The following is a 15,780-nucleotide window of genomic DNA, read 5'->3' as shown; positions in this document are numbered from 1 at the left end:
CAACCCATGAGCGGGAATCAAAACATCCCTGCCTTTGGCTCATGCAAACTCAATCCTTCTTATGTTCATCGATATCCAACACCAACTCCAGAGAGATGTCATCCTCATCCAACTCGGAACTGGCTTGGGCACCGCCAGCACTTCCCTTATCCAGATCCAAGGCATCAGCATCATCGGCGTCGAGTTCCAAAATGGATTTATTGGAACTGGCCTCATCCAGCTCGGCACCACCAAAGGAGATGGTTTCCAAATCCAACCCGCCATCATCAGAGCCGGCATCAAGCTCCATCACCCCTTTTTCTCCGGCGACATCCGCTTCCGGCAGATCGAAGGAGATCGTTTCCATATCGGTATCTCCAGCGCTATCGGCGTCGAGATCATCCGTTTCTGTTTCTCCCCCCAGATCTTGGATCACAGCGCCCAAGGGCAGGGTTTCATCCATGGCATCGGCGGAATCCATGTCGATCTCTTCCACACCGATCTCCTGAGCACCCAGGCCGGCATTTTCGGAGCCGATGTCAGCACCAGCATCCAGATCAATCCCGATTTCCAAACCGGCATCCCCATCCAGCTCAGGGCTGCCATCCAGATCCAATCCGGCAGAAAGTTCAGCACCACCATCCAGCTCAGGGCCGCCATCCAGATCCAATCCGGCAGAAAGCTCAGCTCCACCATCCAGCTCAGGGCCACCATCCAGGTCCAACCCGGTATCCAGATCTGCCCCACCATCGATCTCCATGCCATCATCCAGTTCAGGCACTTCACCCGGTGGCAGGGTGGCCTCGGCATCCAGATCGAAAATGCTTCCCCCCTCTTCCCCACCCAAATCCGTTGGGGAGTGGCCTGGCGGGGTCTCTTCACCGCCCAAATCTGTCATGGGCTGGTCGATTTCATCGCCACCCTCATCCTCATCAGGGCCACTATCCATCGCCTGGGCCCACTCCGGCGGGGCTTCCGTATAGGTAAGGGTCTCTTCACCGGGTTCAAGTTCTGTCATGGGGGCCAGCAGATCGATACCGGAATCGGATGCATCCATGGGCGCGAGAGGATCTGTCCCATCAGCGCCATCTCCCTGATCGTGGGAAAGAGTCTCACCCGAGGGCTCCTCTGACCTGGCAGGCTCAGGGGCTACGGCTGTGGCCGCAACGCCAGCCGCAACACCAGCCGCTGTTCCCAATCCGTCGTCCCCTTCAGCGGGATCGGTTTCCCACTGGTCCTCTTTCTTGCGGCGACTGAAGCGGGACATCAAACCAGCCAGGAACAGCACCACGAGTCCCGCCCCACCATAGGTCAGCTCATCCCGATAGAGTTCCAGGATGGAATCCCCTCCCCCTTGTTTGGCACGTTTTTCCAGCTCCTGGAGCTGTTTTTTAATAGCGGCCAGATCGCTTTCCAGGCGCTTGCGTTCTGATTCGCTCTTTTCCAGTTTATCGGAGAGGGTGCTCAGTTGGCCGGAGAGAATTCGGGTGTTGGCCTCACTCTCCATGAGCTTGGCTGTAAGTTCCGAAGAGATCACCGTTGCGGGAGCCGGGGCATTTTCAGCGGTGGCGATGGGGGCTTCGGAAGAAACCGCTTGTGTGGCTGCCGGGGTCTCGGCTGCCGGGGGAGCTGAAATTTTTGGAGTGGCAGCCAATATTTCGGTGTCAGCCTTTTCGGTGGCAGCCTTGTTGGTGGCAGCCCCCTCACTTCCCTCCCCCACCACTGTCATGCGCATTTCAAAGCCGCTCTCCTGGGCTGCCGGGGCTTTTGGTTTGCTGACGGGCTTGGCGACGACCTTTTTGCTCTCTTTGCGAGGCTGGGGTCCGGGGCCTGCCCGATCCAGCCAGGCTTGGCGCTCGGACTTGCGAATCTGCCAGGCTTCATTGTTGCTGAGAGCGCCCATCTCCTCAGGGGTCGGCACCGCCAGCTCCACCCCCGCCGGCAAGGCGTTCATGTTGCCATGAATGAACTTTTTTTGATTTTTTTTCCAAACCGCAACGGAAACCTGGGAAGGGGTAAAATCGGTCCCTTTGGCCAATTTATTGGCGATCCCGAGCAAGGTCTCCCCGGGTCGAACCGGGCCATAATTGTGGGGATAGACCAGCTCCACCTCTGAAACGGGAGGGACGGAAGCGACCGTAATGGATGTGGCGGGTTGAGAGACGGCCTTGGAGGAGGAGGTCAGGGATTGGCTTGCCTTTGGCTGGGGCGGGGGTAGCGAGGGGGCCTGGGGGATCTCCAGGGAGATCGAATAGTTACGAAAGCGGGCCCCTTTGCCGGAGGAGGTTTTCAGGAGCAGGTTGAAAAGAGGCTCCCGTATGGCTGTCTCTCCCTCAAAGGTGATGCGCCACTGGCCGTTTTCCTGGGAGATCCTGGGATCAATCCGCATGACGGCGTTGGCGCGGTGCAGCTGAAGCAGCTCATAATCAGTGGCGGAGCCTATGCTCACCCCCACATCCTCCATCGCCTCCCCTTTGCGGATGGAGAGGGGAATTTTCCCTCGGAAGGGTTCGCCCAGGGTGCTATCCACCTGAATGCCACCCAGGGAAAATCCCGAGGCGATTCCCGGGGTGCCCAGCAGCAGGGCCAACCCCAAAATGGCGCCCCCTTTGCCAATTCGCGCGCTTTTCGTGCCGTTGTTGTTGCCCATGCCCCTCATTCCTTGAAAAAAAATGCTGAATCAACCCCCTCCGAGCCAGCCGGAGAGAGGGTACCCCCCAATCCCATATCAAGACAGGCTAGGATCCTTTGCAAAAATGATGCAAACATTTTTTATACCATTCTCAAAACAGGGTCTTCCACTTTTTCCCGCTTTCCAACCAAAAAAGGGCTTCCCACCCTCTGTTGCGGTGAAAAGCCCTTTGTTTGGATTCCTGTTCAGGCGGGTTAAATTTCAGTCTTTCTCTTTCGCCTGATGCGGTTCTATGTCGACCGATCTCTCTCCTGGAGACTATGAGAGGTGGTTTTTGACCAGGGTTTCGGCAATCTGCACGGCATTCAATGCAGCCCCTTTGCGGAGGTTATCGGAAACAACCCAAAAATTGAGGCCGTTATCGATGGATTCATCTTCACGCACCCGGGAAATATAGGTGGCATCCTTACCGGCTGCCTCCTTGGGGGTGATAAATTTCAGATTGGCCGGATCATCCACCACTTCAAGGCCGGGGGCCCTGGAGAAGAGTTCCCGAGCCTCAGCCACCGACAATTTTTTTTCGGTTTCCACATTGACCGACTCGGAATGGGCGTTGAAAACCGCCACCCGCACGGCGGTGGCCGTCACCTTGATGCCGGGATCCATGATCTTGGCGGTTTCGTTGACCATTTTCATCTCTTCCTTGGTGTAGCCATTATCCAGGAAGACGTCGATCTGGGGAATCAGGTTAAAGGCGATCTCCTTGGCGAAGGTCTCGGGAGGTACCTCCTGGTTCATGGTGTAGACCGCCCGGGTCTGCTCGAAAAGCTCATCAATGGCAGATTTGCCCGCGCCGGAGACCGCCTGATAGGTGGAGACCACCACCCGCTTGATGGTGGCAGCATCGTGAATCGGCTTTAAGGCCACCACCATCTGGATGGTGGAGCAGTTGGGGTTGGCGATGATCCCCTTTTTGGTATAGCCCGCGATGGCTTCCGGGTTGACCTCCGGCACCACCAGGGGCACATCCGGATCCATGCGAAAATGGGAGGTGTTGTCTACCACGATACACCCGGCAGCGGCAGCCCGGGGAGCGTGTACGGCGGATATTTTGCCGCCGGGAGAAAAAAGCCCGATCTGGGTGTCGGAAAAATCAAACTTTTCCAGATCCTCCACCAAAAGCTCTTTGCCCTTGAAGGTAAGGCGACTCCCTGCCGAGCGGCTGGAAGCCAGCAGAGTCACCTTTCCCACCGGAAAGTTGCGCTCTTCCAGAATATTCAATATTTCCCGACCCACATTACCGGTCGCACCCACCACAGCCACATTATACTGAGACATTGCCGTTCCTTTTTATAAATGTCAGCCACAACCTGCCGAGAGGTTGCCGTTCTGTTTTCTTACATCGGATACTGTTCGCTGCCATCTGGTAGCTGTTCCCTGATCAAGCCAACGCAGCCACCACCGCATCGCCCATTTCAGCAGTACCCACCAGCTTCATGCCGTCCTGATGGATGTCCGCTGTGCGCAAGCCCTGGTCGAGGACTCGATTGACAGCGCGCTCGATGCGGTCAGCCACTTCGGGGTTGTTCAGGGTGTAACGGAACATCATGGAGACCGAAAGAATGGTCGCCAGGGGATTGGCAACCCCTTTGCCAGCGATATCCGGAGCCGAGCCGTGGATGGGTTCATAGAGGGCATTTTCATCCCCCAATGAGGCAGACGCGAGCATGCCGATGGAGCCGGTCAACATGGAGGCTTCGTCGGAAAGAATATCGCCGAACATGTTGGTGGTAAGAATCACATCAAACTGCCGGGGATTGCGGATCAGCTGCATGGCGGCGTTATCCACATACATGTGGGATAGCTCGACCTTGGGAAACTCCCGGGCCTGCATCTCGGTCACCACTTCCCGCCACAGCTCAGTCGTCTCCAGCACATTGGCCTTATCAACGGAGCAGAGCCGATTGCCGCGTTTTTGGGCGATCAGGAAAGCGGAGCGGGCTACCCGCTCGATTTCGTCGGTGGTGTAGACCAGGGTATTGATCCCCCGGCGGCGGCCATCGGGCAGGGTTTCCACCCCTTTGGGCTCACCAAAATAGATCCCCGAGGAGAGCTCCCGCACCACCATGATGTCGATGCCGCTCACCACCTCTTTTTTCAGGGTGGAAGCGTCCGCCAACTGCTCAAACACCTGGGCAGGCCGCAGGTTGCAGTAAAGATCCAACGCCTTGCGGATGCCGAGAAGCCCCCGCTCAGGACGATGTTTATACTCCAGGGATTCCCACTGGGTCCCCCCCACCGCACCCAGCAGGACAGCACTCGCCGCCTTGGCTTTGACCACGGTATCCTCAGGCAGAGGGGTGCCGGTAGCGTCATAGGCGGAGCCACCGATCAAGCCCTCTTCCAACTCCAGCTTGGCCAGCCCCTGGGCTGTCAGCCAATCGAGAATTTTTCGGGCTTCTGCGGTAATTTCCAGTCCGATACCATCTCCAGGCAGCAGCAAAATCTTGTCGCTCATCAATCAAAACTCCTTGTGGGGTGATCTCTACCGGCAGATGTAGCGCCAATCCTGGCCGGTGTCACGCCTCGTTTGGTCTTTGGTGGCTTGATCCAATTAACGCCCTTGCAGGACGCCTCAGCCCCATCCTCAGGGCGTTATTTTTCAGCTAAACAGAAGCATCCCTCAGGAGGCGATGGCCCAGGGGGCTGCGCTGCGGCGTTTTTCCTCAAAGGCTTCAATCTGATCCAGTTTTGCCAGAGTCAGCCCGATATCATCCAGCCCATTGAGCAGGCAGTGACGCCGGAAATCATCGATTTTAAAGGCGATCGCCTGCCCCGACGGCGTGGTAATGGTCTGGGCGGTGAGATCCACCTGTAGCGCGTAGCCCTCAGTGGCCTGGGTTTCCTGGAAAAGGCTCTCCACCCTATCGGCATCCAATTTGATGGGCAGAATGCCGTTTTTAAAGCAGTTGTTGAAAAAAATATCCGCAAAACTGGGGGCGATGATCACCTTGAAACCGGCATCCAGCAGTGCCCAGGGGGCGTGTTCCCGGCTGGAGCCACAGCCAAAATTATCCCGGGCCAAGAGAATGCCCGCACCCTGATAACGGGGCTGATTGAGGATAAATTCGCTGTTCAAAGGCCTGCCTTCAGACGATTTTCCCGGCTCACCCCGGTCCAGATAGCGCCATTCGTCAAACAGATTGGGACCAAACCCGGTCCGTTTGATCGACTTTAAAAACTGCTTGGGAATGATGGCATCGGTATCCACATTGGCCCGATCCAGCGGGGCCACCAGGGCGGTCAATTTGACAAACGGCTCCATGAAGCTTCTCCAGGTTTAAAAACGGTTGCGCAAGCCAGACGACCTGCCATGCAGACCGGGCCATCCAAAAGGGGCTCTGCCTCTCAATCAACCCAGCAGAGAATCCACATACCCGCCACGTCCCCGGGCTCTGACAGAATTGCGGAAGATTTCAGAAAAGTTGCCATCCATGGAATTTTGTACCACAGGCAACCCCAGCAGTGTCTCACTCAAGGCAGAAAGCTTGGGAAAATCCCCGGGCTTATACACATGGACCGATTTCAGCAACTCCTCCATCCGCATGAAGAGCGGTGCCAGGGCAACATCCACCCCGGTCATCTCGCCACCACTGAAATAGGGGCCGACGGCATCAATGTGACTTTCCAGAAAGCCTAAAAGCTTCTGAAAATCGATGCGTGCCTGCTGATATTTTTCTTCCTCAGGAGCCGCCGTCATGCGACCAAAGGCCGATTGCACACTGCCGATCAAGTCGATCCGGGAGCGGCAGAGCGCCCGAGCCAGGGGCTCCTTGGGGATCAGTCCGCCCCCTGAAATTTCATCCAGATATTCGTTGATGGCCGATGAATCCCCCAGAGCCGTCTGACCATCCACCCGCAGTACCGGGACCGAACCCGAAGGGGTGACATCAAAAAGCCATTCGGGACGCTTGGCGGGCATGACATGGGTGCGGGTGTGGGGGATGTCGTGATGCAGTAGCGTAATCACCACCCGCTGGGCATAGGGGCAAGCTTTGAACAGTACGAGTTCCAGATCCATTTTTTGCAACCTCTTTTCCTTGTTACGTCACTTCCTTGTTTTTACAAAGATTTTTAAGTTCTTTTGCCAACTTCTTGCCAGAACTTCTCGATTTTAAACAGCAAACTGTCAGGAGACACCGCTTTTTCATCCACCGCCATGCCATCCTGAACCCAGGATATTTGTGCCTGCCCCCCCATTGGTTTCAAGCCAACTCCAAGGATTTATGAAAGAGTCAAACCAAGCTGGCAAGGATCCACCAAAGGGGTAGACTTGGCAACTTGGAGACTGAAAAGCCTCAATTTTTCTCCCAGCGCCGGATATCAACAAATGTGCCGGTCACCGCTGTGGCAGCCGCCATGGCCGGGCTGACGAGATGGGTCCGCCCCCCCTGCCCTTGCCGTCCTTCAAAGTTGCGATTGGAGGTAGAGGCACACCGCTCACCGCTGGCCAGCACATCGTCGTTCATCGCCAGACACATCGAACATCCCGGATTGCGCCACTCAAAGCCTGCATCGGTAAAAATTTTGTCGAGCCCTTCCGCTTCGGCCTGCTCCTTGACCAGTCCGGTTCCCGGGACCACCATGGCGAGTTTGATGTTTCCCGCTACCCGCTTGCCCTGGGCCACCCGGGCGGCATCCCGGAGATCTTCTATGCGGCCGTTGGTGCAGGAGCCGATAAACACCTTGTCCACCGAAATTTTTTCGATGGGGGTGCCCGCATCAAGCCCCATATAATTGAGGGCCTTTTCCATGGCGGAGCGCTTCACCGGGTCTGATTCCTGATCGGGATCAGGTACCCGACCATCCACAGGGGCCATCATTTCCGGGCTGGTTCCCCAAGAAACCTGGGGAGCGATGTCAGCGGCGTTAAAGACGATCTCCTGATCAAATTCAGCCCCTTCATCGGTCACCAAATCCTGCCAGGAAGCAACCGCCGCCTCCCACTCTGCGCCTTTGGGGGCATAGGGGCGATTTTCCAGATAGTCGATGGTCTTGCCATCCACCCCCACCATGCCGGAGCGCGCCCCCGCCTCAATGGCCATGTTACAGACGGTCATCCGCCCCTCCATGGTCAACTCCCGGATAGTGGAGCCCGCAAATTCAATGGCATACCCCGTGGCTCCGGCCGTCCCAATTTCGCCAATGATATAGAGCACCACATCCTTGGCTGTGCATCCTTCTGGCAAGGTGCCCTCCACCCGAATCCGCATGGTGCCGGGTTTTTTCTGGGGCAGGGTTTGGGTGGCCAGGACATGCTCCACCTCTGAGGTGCCGATACCAAAGGCCAGCGCTCCAAAGGCGCCGTGGGTGGCGGTGTGGGAGTCGCCGCAGACGACCGTAAATCCCGGCAGGGTCAGCCCCTGCTCCGGCGCCATCACATGGACCACACCCTGGCGAATATCTCCCAAACCAAACTGGGTAATGCCAAAGTCGGTGCAATTTTTATCCAGGGTTTCCACCTGTAACCGGGCGATGGGATCTTGAATACCCAACTCCAGATTGGCGGTGGGAACGTTATGGTCGGGGACCGCAAAAGTGGCCTGGGGTCGGCGTACCCGGCGGTTGGCCAGGCGCAACCCTTCAAAGGCCTGGGGGCTGGTCACTTCATGGACCAGATGGCGGTCGATATAGAGCAGAGACGTGCCATCCTCTTCGGATTGGATGAGGTGTGCGTCCCAGATTTTTTCAAACAGCGTGCGCGATTTCATGACGAGGCTCCCTGGATCTCCCTGGTTTCGGGGACCATTAAAATTTTCCAGTTCTATCTGTTTTTTGGTGTGGGGACAAGCGGTCAGGGGGAATTTTTCCCCTATTGGGCTTGATTCATGGCTTTGAGCTATGGGAAAAAAGCAGGCGCAAAAACTGAAAAAACAACTTAATATCAGCTTGTTGCCTCAAAATCAGCCACAACCGGCAACCCCTGGCAAAATTTTCGCGGGAAAAATCGGACTTGCTGCCACCATCGGCACAAACCCGACAATCCCGCTACTTAAAGCCAAACCCGCAGCTACCAGTACCTACCCAATCTTTCGATCAGCATCAAGAGGCTGATTCTTTCGTGACCAGATCGGTCAGGGTGGCCGCAAGCCCGGTATAGCTCGCCGGAGTCATCCGGCTCAATTCGTCCTTGGCGGCATCCGGAATTTCCAATCCCTCGATAAACTGTGCCAACCCCTCCCGGGTCACCCGCTGCCCCCGGGTGAGTTCCTTGAGGCGTTCATAGGGTTTTTCTATGCCATAGCGGCGCATCACGGTCTGGATGGGTTCGGCCAGCACCTCCCAGGTGTTATCCAGATCTTCATCAAGCCGGACTGGATTGGCCTTGAGTTTACCCAATCCTTTCAGCGTGGAGGAGCAGGCCAACAGCCCATAGCCAAAGCCCACGCCCATGTTGCGCAATACCGTTGAATCGGTCAGATCCCGCTGGAAGCGGGAGACCGGCAGTTTTTCCGCCAGATGCCCCAACACCGCATTGGCAAGCCCCAGGTTACCTTCGGCATTTTCAAAGTCGATGGGGTTGACCTTGTGGGGCATGGTGGAAGAGCCCACCTCGCCTGCTTTGGTTTTTTGACTGAAATAACCGATGGAGATATAGCCCCAGACATCCCGACAAAAATCGAGCAGTATGGTGTTGAAACGTACCATGGCATGAAACAGTTCCGCCATGCCATCGTGGGGCTCGATCTGGGTGGTCAGGGGCTGATAACCAAGCCCCAGCTCTTTGACGAACGCTTCGGCCAAACGGGGCCAATCCACCTCGGGATAGCTGGCGACATGGGCGTTAAAGTTGCCGACAGCGCCGTTGATTTTGCCGGGAATATCCACAGCCGCCACCTGGGCGCGTTGGCGTTTGAGGCGGGCGGCGACGTTGGCCAGCTCCTTGCCCAGGGTGGTGGGTGAGGCGGGCTGGCCATGGGTGCGGGCCAGCATGGGCTGCTCCCGCTGCTCCCGGGCCAGCTGAACAATGCCCTCAATTACCCGATCCATGGCGGGGAGCATCACCCGATCCCGGGCATCCAACAGCATCAAGCCGTGTGCCAGATTGTTGATATCCTCGGAGGTACAGGCAAAATGGATAAACTCCTCTACTGCCTCCACCCCGGTGCCGACGATGCGCTCTTTGATAAAATATTCCACCGCTTTGACATCGTGGTTGGTCACCCCCTCAATCTCTTTGACCCGACGGGCGTCGGTTTCGGAAAAGGACTCAACCAGCTGATCCAGAAAAGCCTCTACCCGGGGATGAAAAGGGGGCACTTCACCGATGCCGGGCTCTTCTGCCAAAGCGCGCAGCCAGCGCACTTCCACCAATACCCGGCGGTGTATGAGGCCAAATTCCGAAAAAATAGGGCAGAGTTCCGCCACCTTGCTCTGATAGCGACCATCCAGGGGTGAAAGGGCGGTCAGGGTATCCGTGGGCATGGGCTCAAGCCTCCTTGGTGATGGGGAAAATGCCAACTTGATTTATAAAAAGGCCATCATTCGCTGGTGAACAGGGGATTGGTGATGTGTGACCCACCCTATCCTGCCCCGCCCTGTTGTAACGATTAAAAACAGGCTGATTGGTCTTAGCCCGTTTGTTGCCGATATCCATATATTCCTTCTCCTGTCGCCTTCTTCGGTTCCTTCCGATGATTCCAGGCCCATTCCAAAATGTGCTGGATCATTTTGTTTGATTCCAAAGAGATCCCTGACCCAGCCACCCCTCCAGGTACTGTTTTTTGGGACGTTGCCCCTTTCAAATTCGCCGACATTCTAAAACACACCCACAAAGGATGCTACGGCCTGCACACACTATTCATATAAAGAGATGACGCCACTCTACAATGGTGTGAGCGGGTTTGCTGATCAGAATAATGGCATCGGATGAGGGGGATGTGGTTTGGATGAGGGGTGTGGTTTAGAAAGGGTGTGCATTGGGGGTGAAATCCGTTAGTATTGGAAAGCTTTGCACCGGGGCGCCCAGAGCTACAAAAATAGCGAGATGAAAACGGCGTCCATTCGATACGGAAATCCAGCCCGGAGCAACCGATTCAAACTCTATGACTGACCCTGCCAGCACTAAACAGACCCCGATCAATATCGAAGACGAGATGCAGCGCTCCTACCTGGATTACGCCATGAGCGTGATCGTGGGGCGCGCATTGCCAGATGTCCGAGATGGACTGAAACCCGTCCACCGCCGAGTGCTCTTCGCCATGCGCGAACTGGGCAACGAATGGAACCGGGCCTACAAAAAATCCGCCCGTGTGGTGGGTGACGTCATCGGTAAATATCACCCTCACGGTGATGTTGCCGTTTACGACACCATTGTCCGCATGGCCCAACCCTTTTCCATGCGCCACCTGCTGGTGGATGGTCAGGGCAACTTCGGCTCCGTGGATGGCGACTCTGCAGCAGCCATGCGTTATACCGAAGTCCGCATGACCCGCCTGGCCGGGGAGCTTCTGGCCGACATCGACAAGGAAACCGTCCCCTTTGGCCCCAACTATGACGGCTCCCTTTCAGAACCCAAAGTCCTGCCGGGCAAATTTCCCAACCTCCTGGTCAACGGCTCATCAGGCATCGCCGTGGGTATGGCGACCAACATCCCACCGCACAATCTGGGCGAGGTGGTTGATGCCACCATCGCCCTCATTGACGACGCCAACCTGACCATCCGGGAGTTGATGGCCTATATCCCCGGCCCGGATTTTCCCACCGGGGGCATCATCCACGGTCGGGCAGGCATTCTCTCCGCTCTCGAAACCGGGCGGGGCTCGGTGGTGGTGCGGGCGCGCATTGAAATTGAAACCCGCAAGGATAACCGGGAAGCGATCATCGTCGGCGAACTCCCCTTCCAGGTGAACAAAGCCCGTCTGGTGGAGCGCATTGCCGAACTGGTGCGGGATAAAAAAGTCGTCGGCATCTCCGATCTGAGGGACGAATCAGACCGGGATGGCATGCGGGTGGTGATTGAGCTTAAACGGGATGCCCATCCGGATGTGGTTCTGAATCAGCTCTACAAACACACCCCCATGCAGTCCAATTTTGGTGTCAATGCCCTGGCCCTGGTCAATGGCCGTCCCACGGTATTGAACCTCAAGCGCTATCTGGAAGAGTTTATCAATCACCGTCGGGAGATGGTCACCCGGCGCACGCTCTTTGAGTTGAAAAAAGCCCAGTCCCGCGCCCATCTTTTGGAAGGCTTGGCGGTCGCTCTGGCCAACATCGACCGCATCATCCAGCTGATCCGTGAAGCCCCCAATCCAGCGGTGGCCAAAGAGGGGCTGCTGACGGAGCTGTGGGATCGGGGTCCGGTGGAGGCGATGCTGCTGCGCGCCATGGAGCCGGGTGAAATCGCCTCCCCCCAGTTTGTCGCTGGCGGTTATAAGCTCACCTCCGAGCAGGCCCAGGCGATTTTGGATATGCGCCTGCACCGTTTAACCGGCCTGGAGCAGGACAAAATCCATAAGGAGTTTGAAGAAATTTTGGTGGAGATGTCCCGCCTGAAAAGTATCCTCGCCTCGGACGAAGAGCTGATGGGAGTGATCAAGGGGGAGCTGGCCACCATCAAGGAGATGTATGCCAACCCCCGGCGTACCGACATCATCGACGGCACCGCTGATTTTTCCATCGCCGACCTCATCGAAGAGGAGGAGATGGTCGTCACGGTGAGCCATGCCGGTTATATCAAGCGGCGGGCTACGGAAGAGTATCGCGCCCAACGGCGGGGGGGTAAGGGCAAGGCTGCGGCGGGGATGAAGGAGGAAGATTTCATCACCCAGCTTTTTGTCGCCTCCACCCACGACACCATTCTCTGCTTTACCGACCGGGGACGGGTATTCAAGCTGAAGGTATATGAACTTCCGGAGTCGGGCCGAACCGCCCGAGGCAAGGCGATTGTCAATCTGCTCTCTCTGGAAGCAGGAGAAAAAGTCCGCCAAATTTTACCCGCTCCCATTCCTTCCAAGGAGTGGGACGCTTGGGAATTGCTGTTTGCCACCAGCCGTGGTCTGATCAAAAAAACCGCCCTTTCGGCCTATGCCAACATTCGCGTCAACGGCATACGCGCTGTGGATCTTCTGGAAGGGGATGATCTGATCGGTGTAGCCCTGCTACCGGTCTTGTCCTACACCCCGGAAGAGGAGGTGGAGGAAGGGGAGAGTGGGAACGAAGAGGAGGCTACCCCGGAGGCGGCTAAAGAGGGTGCTGAGGGTGTAGAGGAAGAGATTATTCCGGAAGCGGAAGAGGCTTCGGAGGTTGACCCTTCCCAATCCTCGGAGGCTCCCCCACCCGGGCGGATCATGCTTTTTTCCCGCAACGGCAAAGCCGTCCGTTTTCGCACCAACCAGGTTCGTCGCATGGGCCGGGTTGCGCGGGGTGTACGGGGTATGCGTTTGAAGGGAGACGACCGGGTCATCGCCTTGAATGTCCTGCCCCCTGGTGAAAATTGCCAGGTACTCACCATCACCGAAAATGGCTACGGCAAGCGCAGCGAAGAAAATCTTTTCCCCACCAAGAGCCGGGGTACCCAAGGGGTGATCGGTATCATCACCTCCCCCCGCAACGGACAGGTTTTGGGCAACCTCACGGTGTGGCCCGATGACCAGATCATGCTGATCACCGACCGGGGCACGCTGCTGCGTACCGATATTTCCACCATCCGCTTGACCGGACGTTCCACTCAGGGGGTCAAGGTGTTGAATGTGGCCTCTGGCGAGCGGGTCGCTTCGGTCGCTCGCATGGCAGAACCTGAGGAGAGCGACAAAAACGGTGATGAGATCGGTGAAGAAGAGGATCTTGAAAATGTCATCGATGGGGAAATCGTCGCTGATGCCGCTTTACCCGATGGTGAAGAAATAACCGATGTGGACAGTGCGGATGATGGGGATTCAGCCACGGACTCCTCTGAAGATCAGGGAGGCTGACCGTGCTGGATGTCAAATCAATCCGCTCCCAACCGGATGTTATTGAAGAGCGCCTGAAAAGCCGAGGCGATCAGGTCAATCTGGGTCGTTTTCGCCAGCTGGAATCAGAGCTGCGCGGGGTGCGTACCGAGACCGAAAAGCTTCAAGCCCGGCGCAATGAAATTTCCAAGGAGATCGGCAAGCGCAAGGCCACCAAAGCCGATGCGTCGGATCTCTTCCAGGAGATGAAAGAGGTTGGCCCCAAGCTCAAAGCCCTGGAGGTGGAGCTGCGAGACAAAGAGAGCGCGGTGATGGAGGAGCTCGCCCGCTTGCCCAATCCCCCCCATGAATCGGTCCCCGAAGGTCGGGATGAAAACGATAATGTGGAACTCAGGCGGTGGGGAACGCCTCCGGAATTTTCCTTTGAGCCCCAGGGTCACTGGGATGTCGGGGAAAAGCTGGGGGTGTTGGACTTTGAGGGGGGTGTGACGGTTGCGGGAGCCCGGTTTACGGTGCTGCGCGGGGCTGGAGCCAGACTCTCCCGGGCTTTGATCAACTATATGCTGGATCTCCACACCGGGGAACACGGCTACACGGAGATGCTTCCCCCGGTGCTGGCCAATGCCGGGAGTCTGTTTGGTACCGGCCAGCTGCCCAAGTTTGAAGAGGATCTTTTTCGCACCCGGGATGATGCTTATTATTTGATCCCAACGGCGGAAGTGCCTTTGACCAACCTGGTGCGGGATCAGATCCTTGGTGAGTCGGAACTACCCATCAAGATGACGGCCTGGACCACCTGTTTTCGCAGAGAGGCGGGTTCGGCAGGCAAGGATACCCGGGGGTTGATTCGTCAGCATCAGTTCGACAAGGTGGAGTTGGTGCAGGTGACCAAACCCGAGGCGAGCTGGGAGGCATTGGAAGAGTTGACTGGTCATGCCGAGGCGATTCTCAAGGGGTTGGAGCTACCTTATCGGGTGGTCAATCTCTGTACCGGCGATATCGGCTTTGCTGCAGCCAAAACGTATGACCTGGAGGTCTGGTTGCCGGGTCAAAACTGCTATCGGGAAATTTCCTCCTGCTCCAATACCGAAAGCTTCCAGGCGAGGCGTTTGAAGGCCCGTTTTCGGCGGGAAGGGGTGAAAAAGCCGGAATTGGTGCATACCTTGAATGGCTCAGGTGTGGCGGTGGGTCGGGCGCTGGTAGCGATTTTGGAAAATTTCCAGCAAGCCGACGGCAGCGTCACCATACCGGATGCTTTGCGCCCCTATATGGGTGGTTTGGAGCGAATCAGCCCTGGTTGAGCGGTTGCTTTCCTGATCGTTGCGGTTGGCCTCTGTGAAGTAGAGAGTCATAACTCGTTGACTTGAGTCGGCATTGGCTTCAGGAATAGTCTGTTGGCATCAGGTTTGCGGTTTTTTTCCGATGGATGCATTCAGGTTTTCCCGAAACGGTGAAGACGGCCCTTTGGGAGGATGGATACTTTTCCTATTGCCCCGGCGCACCGCCCAGGATCATCCAGCGGAAGGGATTGGGACATGCCACACTACCGAGTCAACTTTATTGATGGGGATACCCTGATCGAAGGGTACTACCAGGCTCTGACCAGCGCTGTGGAATCGGTGGCGGAGGAAGGCACCCCTCTCTCTGGTGCGGACCTCTCCAGCCGGGATTTGCAGGGAATTAGCCTACCGGGTGTGAGCTTGATGGAATCCAATCTGCATGGGTCAAACCTTGCGGGCGCAGATTTAAGTGGCGCCAACCTGGAAGGCTCCAACCTGATCAAAACGGGACTGGGATGGTCCAATTTGGCTGGGGCGAACCTGAAAGAGTGTAACTTGAAGGGTGCGGATATGCGGGGAGCGGATCTCTCCGGCGCAGACCTTTCCGGCGCGATTCTGATCGGCGTGGATCTGAGATGGGCCAATCTATCCAAAGCCGACCTGCGCCAAGCCAACCTCCGCAACGCAGACCTTCGCCAGGCCGAGCTTGCGGAAACCGACTTGAGAGAAACCAACATGCAGGGAGTTGAGCTGAGCTGACTGCAGCTCTCTTTCATCAACAAAATCCCCCTTTATCCCTCGCCAACTTTTGCTATGATACGCCTCTGATCCCCGCAAAGCTCAAAAGGATGGGTAGCCAAGTGGTTTACGGCAACGGTCTTGAAAACCGTCGAATCGAAAGGTTCCGTGGGTTCGAATCCCACCCCATCCGCCATTT

The 15,780-nt window shown here is 56.7% G+C and carries 10 protein-coding genes and 1 tRNA gene; 4 read left to right on the top strand and 7 right to left on the bottom strand.

The window, feature by feature from the left end:
- Window positions 1-49: 49 nt before the first annotated feature.
- The 7 genes from HQL52_14315 to purB form a co-directional block, all read right to left on the bottom strand.
- The gene (locus HQL52_14315; GenBank protein ID MBF0370623.1) at window positions 50-2,629 is read right to left on the bottom strand and encodes a hypothetical protein; all 2,580 of its coding nucleotides are present in this window, start codon (window positions 2,627-2,629) and stop codon (window positions 50-52) included.
- A 300-nt stretch (window positions 2,630-2,929) separates the two neighbouring features.
- Entirely contained in the window at window positions 2,930-3,949 is a 1,020-nt protein-coding gene (locus HQL52_14310; GenBank protein ID MBF0370622.1) for an aspartate-semialdehyde dehydrogenase, read from the bottom strand.
- Window positions 3,950-4,052: 103 nt separating this feature from the next.
- Window positions 4,053-5,129, bottom strand: a complete 1,077-nt coding sequence (gene leuB / locus HQL52_14305) for a 3-isopropylmalate dehydrogenase (GenBank protein ID MBF0370621.1) — start codon at window positions 5,127-5,129, stop codon at window positions 4,053-4,055.
- 165 nt (window positions 5,130-5,294) lie between these two features.
- Window positions 5,295-5,936 (bottom strand): 3-isopropylmalate dehydratase small subunit, encoded by a 642-nt coding sequence (gene leuD / locus HQL52_14300; protein MBF0370620.1) that lies wholly within the window; start codon window positions 5,934-5,936, stop codon window positions 5,295-5,297.
- A gap of 87 nt (window positions 5,937-6,023) precedes the next feature.
- On the bottom strand, window positions 6,024-6,692 hold the full coding sequence (locus HQL52_14295; protein ID MBF0370619.1) for a glutathione S-transferase family protein: 669 nt from the start codon (window positions 6,690-6,692) through the stop codon (window positions 6,024-6,026).
- 277 nt (window positions 6,693-6,969) lie between these two features.
- Window positions 6,970-8,382 (bottom strand): 3-isopropylmalate dehydratase large subunit, encoded by a 1,413-nt coding sequence (gene leuC / locus HQL52_14290; GenBank protein ID MBF0370618.1) that lies wholly within the window; start codon window positions 8,380-8,382, stop codon window positions 6,970-6,972.
- Window positions 8,383-8,713: 331 nt separating this feature from the next.
- Window positions 8,714-10,096, bottom strand: coding sequence for an adenylosuccinate lyase (gene purB / locus HQL52_14285; GenBank protein ID MBF0370617.1), 1,383 nt, complete (start codon window positions 10,094-10,096; stop codon window positions 8,714-8,716).
- Window positions 10,097-10,716: 620 nt separating this feature from the next.
- Here purB and gyrA point away from each other — a divergent pair.
- The 4 genes from gyrA (at window position 10,717) to HQL52_14265 (ending at window position 15,777) form a co-directional block, all read left to right on the top strand.
- Entirely contained in the window at window positions 10,717-13,584 is a 2,868-nt protein-coding gene (gyrA, locus tag HQL52_14280; protein ID MBF0370616.1) for a DNA gyrase subunit A, read from the top strand.
- 2 nt (window positions 13,585-13,586) lie between these two features.
- Window positions 13,587-14,864: a serine--tRNA ligase gene (gene serS, locus HQL52_14275; protein MBF0370615.1), complete on the top strand. Its 1,278-nt coding sequence runs from the start codon at window positions 13,587-13,589 to the stop codon at window positions 14,862-14,864.
- Window positions 14,865-15,098: 234 nt separating this feature from the next.
- Window positions 15,099-15,602, top strand: coding sequence for a pentapeptide repeat-containing protein (locus tag HQL52_14270; protein ID MBF0370614.1), 504 nt, complete (start codon window positions 15,099-15,101; stop codon window positions 15,600-15,602).
- Window positions 15,603-15,689: 87 nt separating this feature from the next.
- Window positions 15,690-15,777 (top strand) — tRNA-Ser (locus tag HQL52_14265).
- The last annotated feature ends 3 nt before the right edge of the window (window positions 15,778-15,780 follow it).

The sequence above is a fragment of the Magnetococcales bacterium genome (genome assembly GCA_015232395.1).
In the GTDB taxonomy this organism is placed as follows: domain Bacteria; phylum Pseudomonadota; class Magnetococcia; order Magnetococcales; family JADFZT01; genus JADFZT01.
This window is presented reverse-complemented; position numbering and strand designations above follow the sequence as displayed.

Bases quoted from the DNA above. Each gene is read 5' to 3' on its own strand.
- gyrA (MBF0370616.1), top strand. From the start codon at position 10,717: ATGACTGACCCTGCCAGCACTAAACAGACCCCGATCAATATCGAAGAC.
- leuC (MBF0370618.1), bottom strand. From the start codon at position 8,382: ATGAAATCGCGCACGCTGTTTGAAAAAATCTGGGACGCACACCTCATC.
- HQL52_14270 (MBF0370614.1), top strand. From the start codon at position 15,099: ATGCCACACTACCGAGTCAACTTTATTGATGGGGATACCCTGATCGAA.
- HQL52_14295 (MBF0370619.1), bottom strand. From the start codon at position 6,692: ATGGATCTGGAACTCGTACTGTTCAAAGCTTGCCCCTATGCCCAGCGG.
- leuB (MBF0370621.1), bottom strand. From the start codon at position 5,129: ATGAGCGACAAGATTTTGCTGCTGCCTGGAGATGGTATCGGACTGGAA.
- HQL52_14315 (MBF0370623.1), bottom strand. From the start codon at position 2,629: ATGGGCAACAACAACGGCACGAAAAGCGCGCGAATTGGCAAAGGGGGC.
- HQL52_14310 (MBF0370622.1), bottom strand. From the start codon at position 3,949: ATGTCTCAGTATAATGTGGCTGTGGTGGGTGCGACCGGTAATGTGGGT.
- purB (MBF0370617.1), bottom strand. From the start codon at position 10,096: ATGCCCACGGATACCCTGACCGCCCTTTCACCCCTGGATGGTCGCTAT.
- leuD (MBF0370620.1), bottom strand. From the start codon at position 5,936: ATGGAGCCGTTTGTCAAATTGACCGCCCTGGTGGCCCCGCTGGATCGG.